Source organism: Bacillus haynesii, assembly GCF_014042035.1.
Taxonomy (GTDB): domain Bacteria; phylum Bacillota; class Bacilli; order Bacillales; family Bacillaceae; genus Bacillus; species Bacillus haynesii.
Genome location: NZ_CP059494.1, coordinates 2,001,186 through 2,020,202, shown reverse-complemented (window position 1 = coordinate 2,020,202; position 19,017 = coordinate 2,001,186). Strand labels below are relative to the sequence as shown.

General features: G+C 46.8%; 18 protein-coding genes. 11 read left to right on the top strand and 7 right to left on the bottom strand.

Annotated elements, in window-relative coordinates; translation table 11 throughout:
- The first annotated feature begins 51 nt into the window (after positions 1-51).
- The 3 genes from hmpA to H2R00_RS10025 all read left to right on the top strand — a co-directional run bounded on the left by hmpA (position 52) and on the right by H2R00_RS10025 (position 4,027).
- Entirely contained in the window at positions 52-1,266 is a 1,215-nt protein-coding gene (gene hmpA, locus H2R00_RS10035) for an NO-inducible flavohemoprotein (RefSeq protein ID WP_182070957.1), read from the top strand.
- 96 nt (positions 1,267-1,362) lie between these two features.
- On the top strand, positions 1,363-2,772 hold the full coding sequence (locus tag H2R00_RS10030) for a SpoVR family protein (protein ID WP_154996535.1): 1,410 nt from the start codon (positions 1,363-1,365) through the stop codon (positions 2,770-2,772).
- A 415-nt stretch (positions 2,773-3,187) separates the two neighbouring features.
- Positions 3,188-4,027 carry a C40 family peptidase gene (locus H2R00_RS10025; protein ID WP_154996537.1) on the top strand — a complete coding sequence of 280 codons (840 nt, stop codon included), beginning with the start codon at positions 3,188-3,190 and terminating at the stop codon, positions 4,025-4,027.
- 47 nt (positions 4,028-4,074) lie between these two features.
- Here H2R00_RS10025 and H2R00_RS10020 read toward each other — a convergent pair whose 3' ends face one another.
- On the bottom strand, positions 4,075-4,953 hold the full coding sequence (locus tag H2R00_RS10020; protein WP_182070956.1) for a LysR family transcriptional regulator: 879 nt from the start codon (positions 4,951-4,953) through the stop codon (positions 4,075-4,077).
- Between the two features lie 110 nt (positions 4,954-5,063).
- On the opposite strand from H2R00_RS10020, the gene H2R00_RS10015 reads away from it, so the two are divergent.
- From H2R00_RS10015 to H2R00_RS09995, 5 genes are all read left to right on the top strand, one after another.
- A complete protein-coding gene (locus H2R00_RS10015) occupies positions 5,064-6,155 on the top strand; it encodes a citrate synthase/methylcitrate synthase (protein ID WP_182070955.1) in 1,092 nt (363 codons plus the stop codon).
- A 121-nt stretch (positions 6,156-6,276) separates the two neighbouring features.
- Positions 6,277-7,341, top strand: a complete 1,065-nt coding sequence (locus tag H2R00_RS10010) for a PQQ-dependent sugar dehydrogenase (RefSeq protein ID WP_182070954.1) — start codon at positions 6,277-6,279, stop codon at positions 7,339-7,341.
- A gap of 82 nt (positions 7,342-7,423) precedes the next feature.
- Entirely contained in the window at positions 7,424-8,293 is an 870-nt protein-coding gene (locus tag H2R00_RS10005; RefSeq protein WP_154996546.1) for an SDR family oxidoreductase, read from the top strand.
- Between the two features lie 143 nt (positions 8,294-8,436).
- Entirely contained in the window at positions 8,437-9,795 is a 1,359-nt protein-coding gene (locus tag H2R00_RS10000; protein ID WP_154996548.1) for a sodium-dependent transporter, read from the top strand.
- 21 nt (positions 9,796-9,816) lie between these two features.
- Positions 9,817-11,445: a pyridoxal phosphate-dependent decarboxylase family protein gene (locus H2R00_RS09995; protein ID WP_182070953.1), complete on the top strand. Its 1,629-nt coding sequence runs from the start codon at positions 9,817-9,819 to the stop codon at positions 11,443-11,445.
- 37 nt (positions 11,446-11,482) lie between these two features.
- On the opposite strand, the gene H2R00_RS09990 is transcribed toward H2R00_RS09995, so the two are convergent.
- Positions 11,483-12,370, bottom strand: a complete 888-nt coding sequence (locus H2R00_RS09990) for an AraC family transcriptional regulator (RefSeq protein ID WP_182070952.1) — start codon at positions 12,368-12,370, stop codon at positions 11,483-11,485.
- 77 nt (positions 12,371-12,447) lie between these two features.
- Positions 12,448-13,857 (bottom strand): MocR-like pyridoxine biosynthesis transcription factor PdxR, encoded by a 1,410-nt coding sequence (gene pdxR / locus H2R00_RS09985; RefSeq protein ID WP_182070951.1) that lies wholly within the window; start codon positions 13,855-13,857, stop codon positions 12,448-12,450.
- A gap of 112 nt (positions 13,858-13,969) precedes the next feature.
- On the opposite strand from pdxR, the gene H2R00_RS09980 reads away from it, so the two are divergent.
- Complete coding sequence (locus H2R00_RS09980; protein WP_182070950.1) at positions 13,970-14,404, top strand: GNAT family N-acetyltransferase; 435 nt, start codon at positions 13,970-13,972, stop codon at positions 14,402-14,404.
- Between the two features lie 30 nt (positions 14,405-14,434).
- Here the strand turns inward: H2R00_RS09980 and H2R00_RS09975 are convergent, their stop codons facing one another.
- The 4 genes from H2R00_RS09975 to H2R00_RS09960 form a co-directional block, all read right to left on the bottom strand.
- Entirely contained in the window at positions 14,435-14,725 is a 291-nt protein-coding gene (locus tag H2R00_RS09975; RefSeq protein ID WP_003180123.1) for a hypothetical protein, read from the bottom strand.
- A complete protein-coding gene (locus H2R00_RS09970; protein ID WP_154996558.1) occupies positions 14,713-15,783 on the bottom strand; it encodes an anti-sigma factor in 1,071 nt (356 codons plus the stop codon). The genes H2R00_RS09975 and H2R00_RS09970 overlap by 13 nt, the downstream gene beginning before the upstream one ends.
- Entirely contained in the window at positions 15,776-16,267 is a 492-nt protein-coding gene (gene sigM / locus H2R00_RS09965; RefSeq protein WP_011197692.1) for an RNA polymerase sigma factor SigM, read from the bottom strand. Before sigM ends, H2R00_RS09970 begins: the two co-directional genes overlap by 8 nt.
- Before the next feature lie 281 nt (positions 16,268-16,548).
- Positions 16,549-17,091: a cupin domain-containing protein gene (locus H2R00_RS09960; RefSeq protein ID WP_182070949.1), complete on the bottom strand. Its 543-nt coding sequence runs from the start codon at positions 17,089-17,091 to the stop codon at positions 16,549-16,551.
- 150 nt (positions 17,092-17,241) lie between these two features.
- Here H2R00_RS09960 and H2R00_RS09955 point away from each other — a divergent pair, with 150 nt between their 5' ends.
- Both H2R00_RS09955 and H2R00_RS09950 read left to right on the top strand, forming a co-directional pair.
- Entirely contained in the window at positions 17,242-18,237 is a 996-nt protein-coding gene (locus tag H2R00_RS09955; RefSeq protein ID WP_182070948.1) for an aldo/keto reductase, read from the top strand.
- A gap of 124 nt (positions 18,238-18,361) precedes the next feature.
- Positions 18,362-18,961 (top strand): lysophospholipid acyltransferase family protein, encoded by a 600-nt coding sequence (locus tag H2R00_RS09950; protein WP_182070947.1) that lies wholly within the window; start codon positions 18,362-18,364, stop codon positions 18,959-18,961.
- Positions 18,962-19,017: the final 56 nt, after the last annotated feature.

Below are 19,017 nucleotides of genomic sequence, written 5' to 3'. Positions count from 1 at the left end.
AAAGATGTATTTCAAATACATTTTTAAAGCGACTGGAGAGGAGCAAGCGTTATGCTATCTGAAAAAACCATGCAAATTGTCAAATCGACCGCCCCTGTTTTAAAAGAAAAGGGAACAGAGATCACCACTTGTTTTTACAAGCGGATGTTTAATGCGCATCCTGAATTGAAAAACATCTTCAACATGTCTCGCCAGCAAACCGGCGGACAGCCGAAAGCTTTGGCTTTTACTGTGTTGCAGGCGGCTGAGAACATCGACCGGCTCGGAGACCTGCTGCCGGTTGTCAAACAAATCGGACATAAACACAAAAGTTTGCATGTGAAACCAGAGCACTATCCTATTGTCGGTCAGCACCTTTTGGAAGCCATTGAAATCGTGCTCGGCGAAGCTGCGACAGAGGACATTCTCCAGGCATGGGCAGAAGCCTATGAAGAGATCGCCCGCGTATTTATTGAAGTAGAAAAACAAATGTATGAAGAAGACAAAAAGCAGGATGGAAACTGGGAAGGATTTAAACCGTTTGTCATCATGGATAAGCGGGTCGAATCCGATACGATTACTTCCTTTTATTTGAAGGCTGCCGATGGAACGGATTTGCCCGCTTTCAGCCCCGGACAGTACGTATCTGTCCGCATTAAAATTCCAGGCGAACCGTATTTCTTAACAAGACAGTACAGCTTGTCAGATGCCTGGAATAAAGACTACTACCGCATTTCAGTTAAATTAGAAGCGGAGGAAGGCCAACCGATCGGAAGGGTATCAAGCTATCTGCATGAAAATATGGAAATCGGCGGCAGCTTGGAAGTGAGCGCTCCTGCCGGAGATTTCACACTTTCCGAAGGAACGGATCATCCGGTTTATTTCATCAGCGCCGGATCAGGCATCACGCCTGTTATGAGCATGGTGCAAACGTTGGCTCACAAAGAAAGCAGCCGCGAGATCACATTCGTGCATGCTGCGAAAACTGAACGGCATCACGCTTTCAAGGCAGAAACGGAGAAGCTGCTCGGCGCCAATCCGGCGAACCGTCTCCTGTTTGTCTACAGCAGGGGTGCTGAAGCGACGGAAGATCATACTGTAAAAGGCCGGGTGAATGAAGAGCTGTTGAAATCGGTCGTGAAAGATCCAAACGGCGAATTTTATGTATGCGGTCCGCTTTCATTTATGAAAAGCGTGATTAAAGGATTGCAAAATCTTGGCGTTTCGACGGAAAACATCCGCTATGAGAGCTTTGCTTCATCCCTTGACATGCAAATAGCGAACTAACAAAAGAAGGCAGCTGTCAAACCGACAGCTGCCTTTCATCTTTTCAAAACCCGGCTCATACAATAAAGAGAAGTCCAACCGGGGGGGATTTGAGTATTGAGCATACGGGAGCAAAAAGAGCTGCAGCGGGCGATAGAAGAAATTACGGAGATCGCGGAAGGATTCGGCCTTGATTTTTACCCGATGAGATATGAGATTTGTCCTGCTGAAATTATTTATACATTCGGTGCATATGGGATGCCGACAAGATACAGCCATTGGAGTTTTGGCAAGCAATTTCACAAAATGAAGCTTCACTATGACTTTGGCTTGAGCAAAATATATGAGCTTGTCATTAATTCAGATCCGTGTTATGCGTTTTTGTTGGACAGCAATTCATTGATTCAAAATAAGCTGATTGTCGCACATGTCCTTGCTCATTGTGATTTCTTTAAAAATAACTGCCGTTTTCAAAATACGAAGCGCGATATGGTTGAAAGCATGTCGGCGACTGCAGAGCGGATTAAACATTATGAGACGGTCCACGGTTCAAAAGAAGTCGAGGCATTTCTCGATGCGGTGCTGGCGATTGAAGAACACATTGATCCTTCGCTCGTGAGGCCGAAGCTGTCGTGGAGCATAGATGATGAAGAGGGAGAAGAAACCGGCGCACTGGCTACTCCTTATGACGACCTCTGGGAAATGGATCACAAAGGATCGAAAGAGAAGAAGAAAAAGACGAAAAAAAAGTTTCCGCCGAAGCCGGAAAAAGACATTCTGCTATTCATTGAAGAGCATTCGCGGGAGCTGGAGCCTTGGCAGCGCGACATCTTAACGATGATGAGAGAGGAAATGCTGTATTTCTGGCCGCAGCTTGAAACGAAAATCATGAATGAAGGCTGGGCGTCCTACTGGCATCAGCGAATCATCCGCGAGCTTGATCTGACATCAAGTGAAGCAATCGAATTCGCCAAGCTGAACGCGGGAGTGGTTCAGCCGTCCAAAACGGGCATTAATCCTTATTATCTCGGATTGAAAATATTTGAGGACATAGAGGAGCGCTACAACAATCCGACAGAAGATATGAAGAAGATGGGTGTAGAGCCGAACTCGGGGAGAGAAAAAATATTTGAAGTCAGGGAGATCGAATCAGACATTTCATTTATCAGGAACTATTTAACGAAAGATCTCGTGATGCGGGAAGATCTCTACTTGTTTCAAAAACAGGGAAGGGATTATAAAATCGTCGACAAGGATTGGGAAGCTGTGCGCGATCAGCTTGTCAGCATGAGAGTCAACGGAGGGTTTCCTTATTTGACAGTTGAAGACGGAGATTACTTAAAGAACAATGAATTATACATCAAGCATTGGTATGAAGGGATCGAACTCGATTTAAAGTATCTTGAAAAAGTTCTGCCTTACCTCCACCAGCTATGGGGAAGAAGCGTGCATGTCGAAACCGTGCTCGAAGATAAGCCCGTCATGTTTTCCTATGATGGAAAGGCTGTCCACCGCAGATATTTATAAAAAGTTTCAGGCTGCATACGGGCAGCCTTTTTTATTTTAAAGCGCAACGACGTTCATCCCTTCAAAAGGAAATGCCAAATGAAAGAACGTTTGTCCAGTTTTACGAGTTAATTATAAAAATGTAAAATAAAGTATTTAATGCACTTTGTAAAATTGTAATTTTAGCTGCCGGAAAGTGCGAAAATGTAGTATTTAAGTTACCTTTGAAATGTAAATGAAATATTATCTACCCTTAAAAACTTTTTTTAAAAACGAATAATTAAGGAATTTGACTTAGTAAGTCAAGACTATACCTGATGGAATTCCCTCCTTATAATAGAAGCAGAGGAAGGCTGAAGCAGCCATTCTCAAAAATAATGAAACTGCTAATTTTTGCCTTTAAAAATATAAAGAATTCTGCTAGTGGGAGGACAACATGAAAAAACAAGTAATTACAGCAGCATCAGCGGTTGTTTTAGGATCGACTTTGTTTGCGGGAGCCGCTTCCGCGCAAACCATAACGGTGAAAAAAGGGGATACGTTATGGGGATTTTCGAAGAAGTACGGCACATCTGTCAGCAAGATTAAACAGGAAAATAAGCTGAACTCCGATATCATTTACATAGGACAAAGGCTATCGATCAATGGAAGCAGCAGTTCTTCGTCTGCAAAAGCATCGCAAGCTTCATCAGCTACGCACAAAGTGGTCAAAGGAGACAGCCTTTGGAAAATTTCACGGACATACGGCATGACTGTCAATGAACTGAAATCTCTGAACGGTTTAAAAACAGATTTAATCCGGATCGGGCAAGTATTAAAAGTTAAAGGGACGAAAAGCGTAAAAGCAGCATCAACAACCAAGCCTTCTGCATCAAGCGGGACAAGCAAAACAAGCAAGGCACCTGCGCAAACCTCTTCAGCGCTTAATACATCAAAACTTGTTTCGGATGCAAAAGCCCTTATCGGAACGCCTTATAAATGGGGCGGAACATCTACATCAGGATTTGACTGCAGCGGGTTTGTCTGGTACATCCTCAACAAACAGACAAATGTGGCGAGAACGAATACAGTCGGATACTGGAATTCGATGAAGAGCGTATCAAGTCCGGCAGTAGGCGATTTCGTATTCTTCACGACATATCAGCCGGGACCTTCACATATGGGGGTTTACATCGGAAACAATCAATTCGTTCATGCCGGTTCTGACGGCGTAACGATCAGCGATATGACAAACAGCTATTGGAAGCCGCGCTATCTTGGAGCAAAACGTTTCTAATGTTGCAGGGACAAGCCCGTTCATCATGATGAACGGGTTTTTTCCGTTTAGAAACGAAACTCGGCTAAAAACGCCAAAAAGTGCTCGACCTTCTCATTATCTTTCAGACTGATCGCATATCCCCCTGCAACGGGAAGCTTCATGAAATCGCACGGCACCTCTATTAATCTTCCTTCCATCAGCTCGCGGCGCACGGTCGACAGCGGCAAAAATGATATACCGAGTCCTTCTGCAATAAATCGTTTCGTAATATGAGTCTGGCTTACGAGCATCGTTCTGACAAACGGAAATTTGATCCTCAGCTGCCTGACGAGGTCGTCCCAGTACTCGGGGTGATTGTGGGTCAACAGCAAATATTCTTCAAGCAAATCTTCGACATCGAGCGGCGGCGCTTGTTCTGAATCGCGGCCGTCATGAGGGGCAACCAAAATGATGGGATCGCTGTACATCGAATAACAGTTCAGGTTTGACGATTGCACGTTTAAGCAGCTTAATCCGATATCTGCATGGCCAGCTGAAATCAGGGGAGCGATTTCAGCTGATTCGGCGATCTTTACTTTGATCTCCGAATTCGGATGAAGCGCTGTGTATTTTTTTAATACGAATGGGAGAATCGTATCGGCGATAAGCGGTGAAACCGCTAGATTCAATGTCTGCGAATAGCCTTGTCTGATTCTGTGAAGCTCTGCCATGCTCGATTCATAGTCTTCCAACAGGCGAAGGGCGAAAGGAAGGTAAGCCCGGCCTTCTTTCGTTAAATGAATGCTTCTTCCTTTGCGGGTGAACAGCTGGCACCCGAGTTCTTCTTCAAGCAGTTTAATTTGGACAGTGACGGTCGGCTGAGAAATAAATAAGGTTTCCGCCGTCTTTCTGAAATTTTCGTATTTTGCGGCAGTAACAAAGGTATGAAGCCATTTAAAATCCATTGCAGTCCTCCTGATTAATTTTGTTAATCAAAGACATCAATATAATTCAATATTTTTTAAATATTATATCAACTATAATGATATTTACAAAGGAAAAAGGAGGAATTGATTTGGTTTATCATGGGTTGAAAGGGATTACTTGTGTTGAAACAGCCATCAGCCGCATTGACGGCGAAGAAGGAAAGCTGATCTACAGAGGGTACAATGCTGATGAACTGGCGCTTACATCCACATTTGAAGAAGTCGCTTACCTGATTCTCAACGGGGCATTTCCGACGGAAGCGGAACTCAGCCGATTTAATGAGATGCTCGCTTCATTCCGTGTGCTTCCAGAAGCATGCGAGCAATTGATCCGCAGTCTTCCGGCCGAATTAGACGATATGGCGGTTCTGCGCACGGCCGTCTCTTCATTCGGGGACAAATCGTTTGCGTTCAAGCCGACAATGGAGCAGGCCCTCAGGCTGATTGCAGCGGCCCCGTCGATTATCGCGTTCAGAAAGAGGCTGACTGACGGAGAAGAGCCTGTTCAGCCGCTGGATGAGCTTGGCTTTGTGGAACATTATTTTTACATGCTGAAAGGGAAGCGTCCGACAGAAGCTCAGAAAAAAGCGCTCGAAACGTACATGATTCTTGCGATGGAACACGGCATGAACGCTTCAACCTTTTCGGCAAGGGTTACGGTGTCTACGGAATCCGATCTTGTTTCTGCCGTCACATCTGCACTTGGGACGATGAAAGGACCTTTGCACGGCGGAGCGCCGTCTGCGGTGACGGATATGCTGGAAGGCATCGGGGAAAAACAGCACGCTAAAAGCTATATAAGAGAAAAGCTTGAAAAAGGCGAGAGACTGATGGGATTTGGACACCGCGTCTATAAAACGCATGATCCGAGAGCAAAGGCTTTAAGGGTAAAAGCTGAGGAAATTGCCGGGGGCGACCGGGATATCGACCTTGCTCTTCATGTTGAAAATACGGCGATCCGCCTTTTGGAAGAATACAAGCCGGGACGCAAGCTTTATACGAATGTCGAATTTTACGCAGCCGCTGTCATGAAGGCAATCGATTTTGATGCCGCTTTGTTTACCCCTACTTTTTCGGCAGCGAGAATGGTCGGCTGGTGCGCCCATGTCCTGGAGCAGGCTGACAACAACATGATTTTCAGGCCTTCGGCTAAATACGTCGGAGAATTGGTTTCTCAGTAATGCGGACACACGCCTTCTCATCGAAGCGCGTGTTTTTTAATAGGATTTTTTGAATGTTTAGTAGGGAATCATGCCGGTGTTCTTGAAGTATTCATTAAGAAAGTCCTTTAAGGAGGAGACGATGAAAAAAGGTTTGCTGATGTTGATCATGCTGTTTTTTCTAGGTGCTTGCACGGAAGGCCGGGACTTTGATGCTGAATATGAAGCGACGAGCGCGAAAGAAGGCGGAAGCGGCGCCGAAGTCATCGCAGACCGCCTTGATGTGCCTTGGACGATCGCTCACACTGGTGAGATTTTTTACATTACCGAAAGAAACGGGGGAATCGTGTCCATTGCTGATGGCAAAAAGGAGCGCATGCAGCTTCAGTTGAAAAGGCCCGTTCATCAAGAAGGGGAAGGCGGGCTTCTCGGATTTGTACTCCATCCGGATTTCAAAAATAATCAGGAGGCATACGTTTACCATACATACAAAGACGGGGACCATCTGAAAAACCGGATCATCAAATTGACGCTTGACCGCCTCACTTGGACGGAAACGGAGGAGCTGCTTGCCGATTTGCCTGGAGGCGTGATTCATAACGGCGGCCGGATGGCGATCGGACCCGATCAAAAGCTGTACATCACGACAGGTGATGCGGGGGAAAGGGAATGGGCCCAGCAGCCTGAAAAGATGGCGGGTGTGATCTTAAGAATGGAGCTTGATGGTACGATACCGGCTGATCAGCCTTTTAGCTCGTCTTATGTATACAGTTTCGGGCACCGGAATCCGCAAGGCCTCGCATGGATCGGCCGGCAGCTTTATAGCTCCGAACACGGGCAGTCTGGACATGATGAAGTGAACAAAATAGAACCCGGAGCCAATTATGGCTGGCCGGTGATTGAAGGAAGCGATGAGAAGCAGGGAATGAAAGCGCCGCTCATACATTCGGGAGAAAAAACGTGGGCGCCATCCGGTTTAGTGCAGAAAGGGGACGTCCTCTATATGGCCGGCCTGCGGGGAGAGGGCGTTTTCCGAGTCGATCCGGCGGAAGCCAAAGCGGAAAAATGGCTTGGCGGATACGGCAGAATCAGGGATGTGAAAGTAATCGGCGATGATCTGTATTTCATTACGAACAATGGCGACGGAAGAGGCGAAAAAAAACAGACAGACGACCGGCTCATCCGCGTACCTCTGTCTGACCAGTAAACCTGTCTCGCTGAGTTCTTGCGTTTAAGGATGCCGGAATCGTGGTAACTGAGCACTAAACAATGGTGAAGAGGTGAGACGAATGAATCCGGCAAACAGACAGACGGATGGACAGAAAGCGCAAAAACAAGAAAAACAACCCGGGGTTGAGCACAAGATGGTGCCCCTTCCGCTCTCGGAAGACCGCGACTACAAAGGAAGCGGCAAATTAAAAGGAAAAACCGCCATTATTACCGGAGGAGACAGCGGAATCGGCAGGGCGGCCGCCATTGCGTATGCCAAAGAAGGTGCCAACATTGCCGTCATGTACTTGGACGAACACAAGGATGCCGAGGAAACGAAAGAACGGATCGAGCAAGAAGGTGCAGAATGCCTCTTGATTTCCGGAGATGTCGGTGATGAAGCGCATTGCAAAACATCTGTCGAAAAAGCGGTGAATCACTTTGGCGGGCTTGACATACTCGTGAACAATGCTGCCGAACAGCATCCACAAAAAGGGCTCGAAGATATTTCGACCGAACAGCTTGAACAAACGTTCAGAACGAATATTTTCTCCATGTTTCACATGACAAAAGCCGCCCTCCCGCATTTAGAGGAAGGCAGCGCGATCATCAATACTGCATCGATCACGGCGTATGAGGGCAGCCCGGCGCTGATTGACTATTCGAGCACAAAGGGTGCGATTGTCGCGTTTACCCGTTCGATGGCTGCATCCCTTGTCAAAAAAGGAATACGCGTCAACGCGGTAGCGCCGGGGCCCATTTGGACGCCGCTCATTCCGGCTACTTTTTCGCCGGAAAAAACGGAAAAACACGGTACAGATACGCCGATGGGAAGGCCCGGACAGCCTTCAGAACACGCTGCAGTGTATGTTCTGCTCGCTTCAGACGATTCCTCTTATATGACAGGACAGACGATCCACATCAACGGCGGAAGATATGTGACGACATAATCATAATCTCAACCGGCTGCCTATTGTAAGGCAGCCGGTTTTTTCTGTTTGTTTTTTCGGAAAAATAAGAATTTGAAAGATCACTTTCAAAAAAGCTGCCCTGTAAGAGATAATAGAAACAGAAAGAGAAAGGATGTGTATGAATGAGCGACCGCAGAATGACAGCAAAGTGGGCATCCAAACTTGGATTTGTTCTCGCCGCCGCGGGATCCGCCATCGGTCTGGGAGCGATTTGGAAGTTTCCCTATGTGGCGGGAACGAGCGGAGGAGGCGCATTTTTCCTTGTGTTTGTCCTATTTACGATACTGCTGGGGTATCCCTTGCTTTTGGGGGAATTTATATTAGGCCGAAAAAGCCAATCGGACGCTATCGGCACCTATCAAAAAATAGCGCCAGGGACGCCTTGGATGATCACAGGCTGGATCGGAATCGCCGCCTGTTTCCTTGTCCTGTCGTTTTACAGTGTGATCGGCGGATGGATTTTGCTTTATATCATCAAAGCGGTAACCGGTTCATTGTCGGGGCTTACGCAGGCCGGATACGGGGAGCTATTCGGTTCGATCATCCAAGATCCGCTGCAGACACTTGCAGCACAGCTTGCATTTATCATCATGACGATCCTCGTCGTGGCGAAAGGTGTGCAAAAAGGAATCGAGCGCGTCAGTTCGATTATGATGCCGCTATTATTTATTTTATTTATTGCGCTCGTTTTAAGGGCTCTGACGCTTGAGCATGCGATCGACGGCGTGCGTTTTCTGCTTGTGCCCGATTTTGGCAGCCTGACGCCGCAGGCGATTCTTTTTGCGCTCGGACAAGCTTTCTTTACGCTGACGCTGGGCGTATCTGTGATGGTGACGTACAGCTCTTATTTGTCAAAGTCACAAAACCTTCCGAAGTCGGCGCTGTCGATAGTGATCATGAATCTTACCGTCACGCTGCTTGCCGGCCTGGCGATTTTTCCGGCCGTTTTTTCATTCGGCATTCAGCCCGATCAGGGGCCGACTTTATTATTTGCGGTTCTGCCGGCAGTTTTTGACCGGCTTCCATTCGGGATGCTGTTTTTTATCGGATTTTTGACTGCCTTTTTATTTGCCGCGCTGACTTCGGCTTTTTCGATGATCGAGATCATTGTTGCGGCTATCACAAAAGGCGACCAAACGAAAAGGGGAAAATGGACGTGGGCGATCGGCCTTTTGATTTTTGCCGTCGGCATTCCTTCCTGCTTGTCTTACGGGGTGCTCGATGAGCCGTTCATTTTTAAGAAGACGTTTTTTGATGCGGCGGATTATGTCGTCAGCAATATTTTGATGCCGCTTGGCGCGCTCTTTATTTCCATTTTTATTCCGCTGAAATTGTCCAAACACGATCTATATGAAGAGATGAAAAGCGGATCAAAATCGGGGAAAGGCTTTTTTATCGTGTGGTTTTATCTTCTCCGTTTCCTTGTTCCGCTCGCGATTGTACTTGTCTTTTTAAATTTAATCGGAGTGTTTTCATTTTAAAAGATCAGGAGATGGGTGAATATGGTGTTAGACTTTCAACAGATGTTTCCGAGCGAGGATGGCAATCACGAGGCGCGGTATCAGCTGCTGGCATTGCTCGAAGCGGTATTGGCCGGAATGGACAGGCTGAAGGATCCCGGCCGGATGACGCTTGGCCGCGAATCTGAAGTTTCATCTGACTACTATCAAAGCGTCATTGAAGATGCCGTCTTGCCGGAAAAAGGCTTCGGCGCGGAAAAAAGCGTTGAAGAGCTATTGAAATTGCTTGACGGCCACCGCTTTTTAAACAGGCATTATGTGGCCAACGCGACGCCTCTGCCGAACAACGCCAGCATCGCCGGGAATCTTTTAATGGTTCTTTTAAACGGAAACAATTTATGGGATGTCGACGGCACGGCTGCAGCCAGAACGGAAGTGCAGATTACGGCGATGCTTTCAGACATTGTCGGCTATGACAGGCAAAAGAGCGGCGGTTTTACCACATGGGGCGGGCAGGGAGCCGTTTTTCAGTCGCTCAGGCTGGCGATCGCAAGCGCGTACCCTGAAGCGAATCAGCAAGGAACGCCGCATCACCTATACGCGTTCTGTTCAGAGCTATCGCATTTCAGCCTTTACAAATCGATGGAAGCTTCCGGAATCGGGACGGACCATTTGATCAAGGTCAAGACGAATCACGATCATTCGATGGATCTGGCCGATTTGCGGGAAAAAATGCAAGCCGTGATTGAAAAAGGCGGACATCCGATTTATGTTTTGGCAACGCTCGGCACAACCGACTCATTTGGCATCGATGATTTGGCGGGAATCAAGAAAGTGACTGAAGAAATAGAGGACGCATACGGTTTGCCTCCTGTCTATATTCATGCCGATACGGCGATGGGCGGGATGTACAGCTTTTTTAACGAATACGATTTCTCCGGAAATCCGCTTCATCTTGAAGATCATGTGCTTGAGACGCTTGCCCGCTACAAAAAACATTTTCAGCATTTGCACCTGGCGGACAGCTTGGTCTTTGATTTTCATAAACTCGGACAAACGCCGTATATCACAAGCCTTTTCTTGGTGAAAAACCGTGAGGCATTGAAAGCCGTTGATTTGGATCCGGATGAGACGCCTTATGTCGGTAACAGAGGGTTTGGCAGCTATCATACGAGCTATACGCTAGAGTGTTCGCGAATGGGAAGCAGCATACCGATTTATGCTTCTCTGCTCGCATTCGGAATCGAAGGCTACCAGGAGATCTTGGCCAATTACATCAGGGTTAACCTGGCGTTTCGAAAAAAACTGCTGCAGGCTTTTCCGAATGCAGCCGTCACCAATGATGTATCACCTGTGACGACATTCCGCTTCTATCCGGGAAATGTTCGCTATCACGAAGAAATCAGCGGTGCCATCACGGAGGAAGAAGTGCGGAATATTAACAAATTCAATGAAAAAATCGCCGAAACATTGGGAAGGTACCGCACTCACACCTATTTCGGCAGCACGAAAAAGCAAACATACGTTTATCCTGCTGACAGCCGTTTGCCCGTGCCGCTTTATGTCCAGAAATTCTACAGTGTCTCGCCTTACACGACGGTTGATACAATTGACCAATTTATCGCCTTTTTAAAAGCGCATGTTGAACCGTCGGATGTAGCAGCCGGATAAAAAATTGAACGGGAGGGTTAAACCTCCCGTTCTTTCTTTAGTCTTTATATGCGGTTCTTTTTTGGACAGGTATCCATATTTCGCTTTTAAACGTTGGGGAGCTGATATCTTGATCCTGATTCCAGAGGATTTCCGGCCCTTTCGTTTGCTCGTAATGTGAAGACGGGAACCATTCAGCATAAATGCGTCCCCAGACATTTTGAAGGGTGTCCGGAAACGGACCGGCCGCTTCAAATACAGCCCATGTCGAGGCGGGAACTTCAAGCTGTTGATATCGGTCCGGGCATTCCTTCGTTGTCGCTGCCCCGATATAATGGTCAAGCTCTCCCTGCTCTTCCATCCGGCCTTCGGAAAAGTTCGTTGATGCTTGAATCAGTCCAAGCGGCTCCACATTTGACAGTTCCTTTAATTCATCGATGTTTTCACAGCTTAAAGCTTTCCACATCGAGGCGATTTCCGGATTGATTCCGTGAAAGACGACAGGAACCCTTTTTTTGATTCCGGCAATCCGAAAGGCCTTCTTTTCTACAATTCGGTAATTCATTTCGTTTCCTCCTTTAATTGTAAGCTGGAAGGTCATCGGAGGATATGCTTTCAGTGTGCTGATATCGTGTCTGGCCTCTGTCGGCGTGATGCCGTGCAGCTTTTGAAATGCGCGCGTAAAAGCATCCGGCGAGTGATAGCCGTATTTCACCGCGATATCAATCACTTTTTGATTCGTGTTCTTCAGCTCAAACGCTGCAAGGGTAAGCCGCCTGCGGCGGATGTATTCGGACAGCGAAACCCCGGCAAGAAAAGAAAACATCCTTTTAAAATGATATTCAGAGCAGTAAGAAAGCTTCGCAACCGTTTGAAAGTCAATACTGTCTGTCAGGTGTTCTTCAATATACGTCATGGCTTGATTCATGTTCTTCAGCAAATCCATTTGATGACCTCCTATGTTTACAAGAATAGCAGGAGCAGAATCCCCGCATCCGACTTTCTGTGCCCGATTGTGCAGGGTCATTCCCGAGACTGTCCGCCGTTCAACCATGCTGTCTTCAGCTTTTTGATGCCGTCTGCGATGCTTTTTTCCGAAAGTCCGCCAAACCCGAGGAGGACCGCGTGTGTTTCAGGGGGAGTCACATACGAGACAGAGGCTGGGTATACTTTGACCCCTTTTTCCAGCGCTTTTTGGGTCAGCCACTCTTCGCTCGGGGCGCCTTTCACCTCAAGGATGATGTGAAGACCGGCGTTCTCTCCTCTGACTGCCGCATGATCGCCAAATTCATGCTTGATGGCATCAAGGAGCGTTTTTCGCTTTTTGCGGTAGAGTGTTCTCATTCGGTTCAAGTGCCTTTGATAATCCCCGTTTTTCATAAAACGAGCAATGGCATGCTGTACATGACGGGAAACCGTTTGTTTAAATAAGGATGCCATGTTGAGCCCCTTTTTGACGAGCGGAAAGGGGAGAACCATATAGCTGATCCTGAGGGAGGGAATCAGCGATTTTGAAAAAGTCCCTAAATAGATGACCCGGTGGTTCCGGTCAAGCCCTTGAAGGGAAGGAATCGGCTGTCCCGCATAGCGGAATTCCCCGTCATAATCGTCTTCAATGATATAAGCTCCGGTCGATGCTGCCCAGTCAAGCAACTGCAGCCTGCGGCCGATCGGCATGATCATTCCGAGCGGAAACTGATGGGACGGGGTGGTGTATGCGAGCTGCGGCTGATATTGTTCAAGGTCTTGCACGGAAATTCCGCTCTCGTCGACTGCTATTGGCACCACATTGAAGCCGCCGGTTTTCAGGACCGTTTTCGAGCGATGAAATCCGGGATTTTCAAACCCGACGGTTGTGCCCTTAGGAAACAGATGGCACAGCAACTGCAGCAAAACCGGTGTGCCGGCTCCGATAATGATTTGCTCAGGTGAACAGACCACGCCGCGCGATTCTCTGAGGTAAACCGCAATCATTTTCCGCAGCGGAAGGTCTCCGGCCGGGGGGCCGCTTTGAAAAAGCCCGTGCCCTGATTCAAAGGTTTTGGCGAGCGTTTTTTTCCATAGGGAAACAGGAAATGACGCGAGGTCTACATGGCCGTGGTGAAAATCGATCATGTGCGCCGCCGTCTCATGTTCTTCCATTTCTTTTTCGGCAGGGGGAGGAGGTGCAGTCTGTGTAAAGTCTCCTTCCGCTTCGGCCGCATACCAGCCCTTTCTAGGCTTGCTGAGCAAATATCCTTCTGCAGCCAGCTGTTCATACGCGTGTTCAACGGTAGTCAGGCTGATATTTAAATGTTTGGAAAGCATTCGTTTGGAGGGAAGCTTTGTTCCAGGCTTTATATGCCCCGAATGAATGCTGCGTTTGAAAAACGCGTACAGCTGCTGATAAAGCGGCTCGCTGCCGCTGCGGTTTAAAAAAGGGGTTATATCCATTCGATCATCCCTTTCAATTCATCTGGTATGTTTTATTTTATCAAAACTGGACATTTTAAAAAGGTCAGTTGCCGGGTTAAAGTAGTTTCATAACCAACAGAAGGGAATGACGATGTTGCTTGATTGTAGGGAATTGCATTCTGAAACAGAGCTTAAGGAAGTCTATCCAATTATGAGACAGCTCCGCCCCCATTTGGATAAAACGTCTTTTATGGAGCTCGTCAAAGAAGCGCGGGAGGCTGAAAGCTACACGTTATTTGCGCTGTACGACGGCGATATTCCGGTGGCTTTGGCCGGCTTTTTGCCGAGGGTCTCTTTGAACCAAGGCCGTCATGTTTGGGTAGCAGACCTGGTGACGTGTGAAAAACACCGTTCAAAAGGCTATGGAAAGAAACTTTTAGGCGCTGTTGAAGAGTGGGCCAAACGGAACGGATTGGGTTCAGTCGCTTTATCATCAGGCTTGCAGCGCACCGACGCCCACCGTTTTTATGAAGATAAAATGGGGTATCAAAAAGCAAGCTACCTATTTCGCAAGGCTCTGAAATGAAAAAACCCCCGGTATAACCGGGGGGTTTTATTAAAAGCCGAGCTGCAGATTCGTATCGATGGAGACGATGGTCCATACGCAAACCAGAATGAAAATGTTGAGGACGACGCCGAGAAATCCGAGCCCGGTCCGTCCTTTTTTTATGAAGAGCTCGATAATTCCGAGCGGAACAGCGGCCATTGCAAAAGGAAGCATCTTATACGAATATGCGATCGTGTCACTTAAAATAGCCAAGTTTAAGACGAACAGGGATAGAATGGCCGTCCCGACAGACACCCATCCAAATACGTTGTGCTCCTTAAAGATTCTTACCAGTTCCATAATTCCACCTCACCTACTTTAGCTGCTTTGACAGGCCCTTTTTTGATCAGCCGTTCAACCTCTTTTGACGGTCCGGTAATGACTGCTCCATACACGTTCACACCGTTCTTTTCCACATAGTCAAGCCGTTTGGAAAGCTTCAGGTCTTTCCTGCCTGAAATGGTTTCAGCCCATTTATTGTGCTTGATCATATAGGAAAGCGCCGTTTTAAACTGCTCGTCATCGTTTTTGGCAGGGTGCTGAATTTCAAAAATCCGGTTTGAATCTTTTCCAGGAAAACCGATCGGCTCTGCGTATGGATGGTCTTTTAAATCGTCCTCTGTCTCAATCGCATTCCACAGAACGCGAATGTCATAGCCTTTTAATTGATCATACAGCTCCTTCGTCGGATATGCTCTTTCAAAGGAAAGGAAAGCTTCAGTTACGGTTCCGTCAGGCAGCTGTTTTAAAATCGACTCGGCTTTGGACACTGATTTTTCTTTGATGCCGTCAGGGTAGACAAAATGCCGTTCTTCTTTTGACAGCTCTTGATTGTATTGATGAATCTGCGGAGACTTCAGCTGATCGAAGAACATTTCCACCTCTTCATTTCCAACTACTTTTGTGACGTTTCCAATTTGCTTCTTTAACGGGAATTGGGTTTGGATGCCAAAGAGTTTTACTTTGTTGACAAGTGCTTCGGTATCGACTTGAATATTCGGGTTTGTGACGGCAACTGTCATTGAAGCGGTTTGCACCAGTTCATTTCCTTTGCTTTCATGCCCGCCCAAGCCGTAGTATAGATAGCTGCCGAGTGTGCAAAGCGGCAGAATAATAAGCGTAGAAATAACGGCAAGGGTGGAAATCCGCATATATGATTTATTTTTTCCGTATCTTAAAATCGCTTTTTGCTTTTCAGGGCTGATCGCCAAATCCCAGTCTTCGTCTTTCATTTCTTGTTCCAGCATGTCCTGGTATTCTTCAAGCTGTTCAAGCTCTTCTTCGACCCGGAGCATTTCCGATTCGGAAAGTTCACCGTTTTTATATTTTTCCCAACGTTTTTTAAAATCTTCATTCATCGTTAACACCTCTGTTGTAAAGTGCTTTCAGCCGCTGTCTGGCACGAAATAAAACACTTTTAAAATTAGCCTCTGAGATATTCATCAAGCTTGACGCTTCCTTGTAGTTCAATTCTTTTAAATAGTACAGCGTAAGCGCTTCCCGGTAGTTATCGGGGAGCTGGTTCATGTATAAGGTTAACACTTCCTTGATTTCGACCTGGTGAGCAGGGCTTTGCACCGCGTTTTGAAACAGGTTTCCGATCATGTCGTCAGAAATCGTCACTTCTTTTTTATGCTTTCTGACATAGTCGATAAACGCATTGCGCGCCACTTGAAAAAGCCATGGCTTCACCTTGCTGTGGTCGTAAGAATGGATGTGTATGTAAGCTCTCATAAAGGTTTCCTGAAGCAAATCCTCTGCTAGATGTTTATCTTTCGTCATGGAGAGCAGGAACCTGTAAACATCATTCATATACATTTGGTAAATTTCGTCGATAGTCACTGCCTTTTCTCCCCTCTATGTTATAAACGCATAAGAAAGGTTTGAAGTTGCACTAAATATGCCCACGGCTCATTTTTCCTCCAATTTCTTACCTTTAAAAATCATCTATCCTATATAATAACTGAACACGTTCAAAAAAACTAATCTTCATGATGTAAAGCGGTCGAAATATAAAACATAGCAACAAAATAAGCCTTTTAGCATATGAGATCTTTATTATATGCTAAAAGGCTTATTTTTCTGAGGGTGAAGAAGTGCGGATAAGCTGTTTTCATCTTCTGTCAAAAGTAATGGTCATGACCGCGGTGTCCTTCCGAAGCCAGCGCATCGGCTTTCGTTCGATGGACGGTGCCGAAAGGATGGTTGGGCGGAGCATAGATCGAATAGAGTTTCAGTGGAGCATGGCCTGTATTGGTGAGATTGTGCCATGTTCCGGCAGGGACGACAATAGCGGTATCATCATATACATTTCTTTTAAATTGCAAATGATGTTTGCTCGGCCCCATCTGAACAATTCCCCTGCCTTGTTCAACACGAAGGAATTGATCGACGTGAGGGTGCATTTCCAATCCGATGTCTTCGCCGGGTTTGAGGCTCATCAGGGTAACTTGCAAATGCCTTCCTGTCCATAAAGCGGTCCGAAACGTTTTGTTCTGCTTTGCCGCTTCATTGATGTTCGCGGCAAACGGCTTTTGTCCATAATCTCTTAACACGATGCGTTCTTCGCTGCCGGGTGTTCGAAAAGCGCCTGCATACCCTGATCCCTCAAACCAGCCGGTGCTGTAAGGCGAAGGAAGGTGATAAGGAAATTGATATGGATGCATATGTCTTTAGATCCCTTCATTAGCTTTATTAACATCATCGTATGCAATAGGCATATGGAGCGTCCCATGTCTTAAGGTGATAAAACACGTTTTTTTACAGGGGCTTCAGGGAAAACGTGATATCAGATATACAACAGGAGGGAGAGAGCCATGGAATACACTAAAATATCCGGTACATCGATCGAATCGTCGCGCATCGGTCTCGGAACATGGGCTATCGGAGGCTTCATGTGGGGAGGAAGCGATGAAACAGAAGCGATTCAAACGATTCATGCCGCGCTTGATCAAGGAATTAACCTGATTGATACCGCTCCGGCATACGGTTTCGGACAGTCGGAAGAAATCGTCGGCAAGGCCATACAGCAATACGGAGAACGCGACCGAGTCATTCTCGCGACAAAAACAGGGCTTGATTGGAAACATGAACAGCTTTACCGCGACGGATCAAGGGAGCGGATCATTAAGGAAGTTGATGATTCGCTGAAAAGGCTCGATACGGATTACATCGATCTGTATCAAGTGCATTGGCCCGATCCGCTCGTCCTGATCGAAGAAACGGCGGAAGCGATGAAAGATTTGTATGATGCGGGGAAAATCAGAGCGGTCGGCGTCAGCAATTTTTCCCCGGAGCAGATGGACACATTCAGAGCCGCGGCCCCGCTTCATACCGTACAGCCGCCGTACAACATGTTTGAAAGGGAAATCGAACAAGACATTCTTCCGTATGCGAAGGATCAAGGGCTGTCAACGCTCTTATACGGAAGCTTGTGCAGGGGGCTCCTGTCAGGAAAAATGGATGAGGACTACACTTTCAAAGGAGACGACCTTCGAAAGCGGGACCCTAAGTTTCAAAAGCCGCGATTTAAAGAATACCTTGAGGCCGTCAGGAAGCTTGATGAGTTTGCAAACGAGCGCTTCGGCAAATCGGTTCTCCATCTGGCAGCAAGATGGGTGCTTGATCAGCCTGGCGCAAGCATTGCTTTATGGGGGGCCAGACGCCCTGATCAGATCCGTCCCGTCGGCGAAATCACCGGCTGGAGCTTGACGGAAAGTGATCAAAAAGAAATTGACGACATATTGGACAAGACGATTTCAGAACAGATCGGGCCTGAATTCATGGCTCCGCCGACAAAAGAAAAAGTCTGAAAACCGGGGAGGGAATTCCCCGGTTTTTTTGTGAAAAATCATTTTTTAGTACCAGGTAATAAAAAAAATTGTTATAATAATAAAGGGAAACCTCATTCGACTACATCAATAAAGGAAGTGCCATATGTATAAATTTACTGGTTATGCTGCAAAAGCGATTCTTTCTTTGCGCGGCGGAATTAAAGTATACAATAAAGAAAATCTTCCTAAAGACACAGGTTTCGTTATAGCGTGCACACATGCAGGTTGGGTGGATGTCGTCGCACTGGGTGTCGGCATTTTGCCTATGGAAATTCATTACATGGCGAAAAAAGAGCTTTTTGAAAATAAATTAAGCGGTTCTTTTCTTTCAAGCATCAACGCTTTTCCCGTCGACAGGGAAAATCCCGGGCCAAGCAGCATCAAAACCCCGATCAAGCTGTTGAAAGAAGGAAAAATCGTCGGCATTTTCCCAAGCGGAACGAGATCATCTGAAGACGTTCCATTGAAAAGAGGGGCTGTCACGATCGCCCAGATGGGAAAAGCGCCGCTTGTGCCGGCTGCATACAGCGGTCCTTCCAACGGAAAAGGGCTTTTCAAGAGAGGCAAAATGAAACTGATCATCGGCGAACCGCTCAATCAGGAAGATTTCGCTCAATATTCGTCAAAAGAAAAGCTGGTCAAAATGACGGAGGCTTTGAATGACAGTATTAAAGCTTTAGAGAAAAAGCTGGAGCAGATATAATTCAAACATACGCAAAGAAAAACAGCTTCTTATGCATAGAGGCTGTTTTTTTATTT

Excerpts from the sequence above, each read along its gene's own strand:
- hmpA (WP_182070957.1), top strand. The coding sequence starts at position 52 with ATGCTATCTGAAAAAACCATGCAAATTGTCAAATCGACCGCCCCTGTT.
- H2R00_RS10025 (WP_154996537.1), top strand. The coding sequence starts at position 3,188 with ATGAAAAAACAAGTAATTACAGCAGCATCAGCGGTTGTTTTAGGATCG.
- H2R00_RS10020 (WP_182070956.1), bottom strand. The coding sequence starts at position 4,953 with ATGGATTTTAAATGGCTTCATACCTTTGTTACTGCCGCAAAATACGAA.
- H2R00_RS10010 (WP_182070954.1), top strand. The coding sequence starts at position 6,277 with ATGAAAAAAGGTTTGCTGATGTTGATCATGCTGTTTTTTCTAGGTGCT.
- H2R00_RS10005 (WP_154996546.1), top strand. The coding sequence starts at position 7,424 with ATGAATCCGGCAAACAGACAGACGGATGGACAGAAAGCGCAAAAACAA.
- H2R00_RS10000 (WP_154996548.1), top strand. The coding sequence starts at position 8,437 with ATGAGCGACCGCAGAATGACAGCAAAGTGGGCATCCAAACTTGGATTT.
- H2R00_RS09995 (WP_182070953.1), top strand. The coding sequence starts at position 9,817 with ATGGTGTTAGACTTTCAACAGATGTTTCCGAGCGAGGATGGCAATCAC.
- H2R00_RS09990 (WP_182070952.1), bottom strand. The coding sequence starts at position 12,370 with ATGGATTTGCTGAAGAACATGAATCAAGCCATGACGTATATTGAAGAA.
- pdxR (WP_182070951.1), bottom strand. The coding sequence starts at position 13,857 with ATGGATATAACCCCTTTTTTAAACCGCAGCGGCAGCGAGCCGCTTTAT.
- H2R00_RS09980 (WP_182070950.1), top strand. The coding sequence starts at position 13,970 with ATGTTGCTTGATTGTAGGGAATTGCATTCTGAAACAGAGCTTAAGGAA.
- H2R00_RS09975 (WP_003180123.1), bottom strand. The coding sequence starts at position 14,725 with ATGGAACTGGTAAGAATCTTTAAGGAGCACAACGTATTTGGATGGGTG.
- H2R00_RS09970 (WP_154996558.1), bottom strand. The coding sequence starts at position 15,783 with ATGAATGAAGATTTTAAAAAACGTTGGGAAAAATATAAAAACGGTGAA.
- H2R00_RS09960 (WP_182070949.1), bottom strand. The coding sequence starts at position 17,091 with ATGCATCCATATCAATTTCCTTATCACCTTCCTTCGCCTTACAGCACC.
- H2R00_RS09955 (WP_182070948.1), top strand. The coding sequence starts at position 17,242 with ATGGAATACACTAAAATATCCGGTACATCGATCGAATCGTCGCGCATC.
- H2R00_RS09950 (WP_182070947.1), top strand. The coding sequence starts at position 18,362 with ATGTATAAATTTACTGGTTATGCTGCAAAAGCGATTCTTTCTTTGCGC.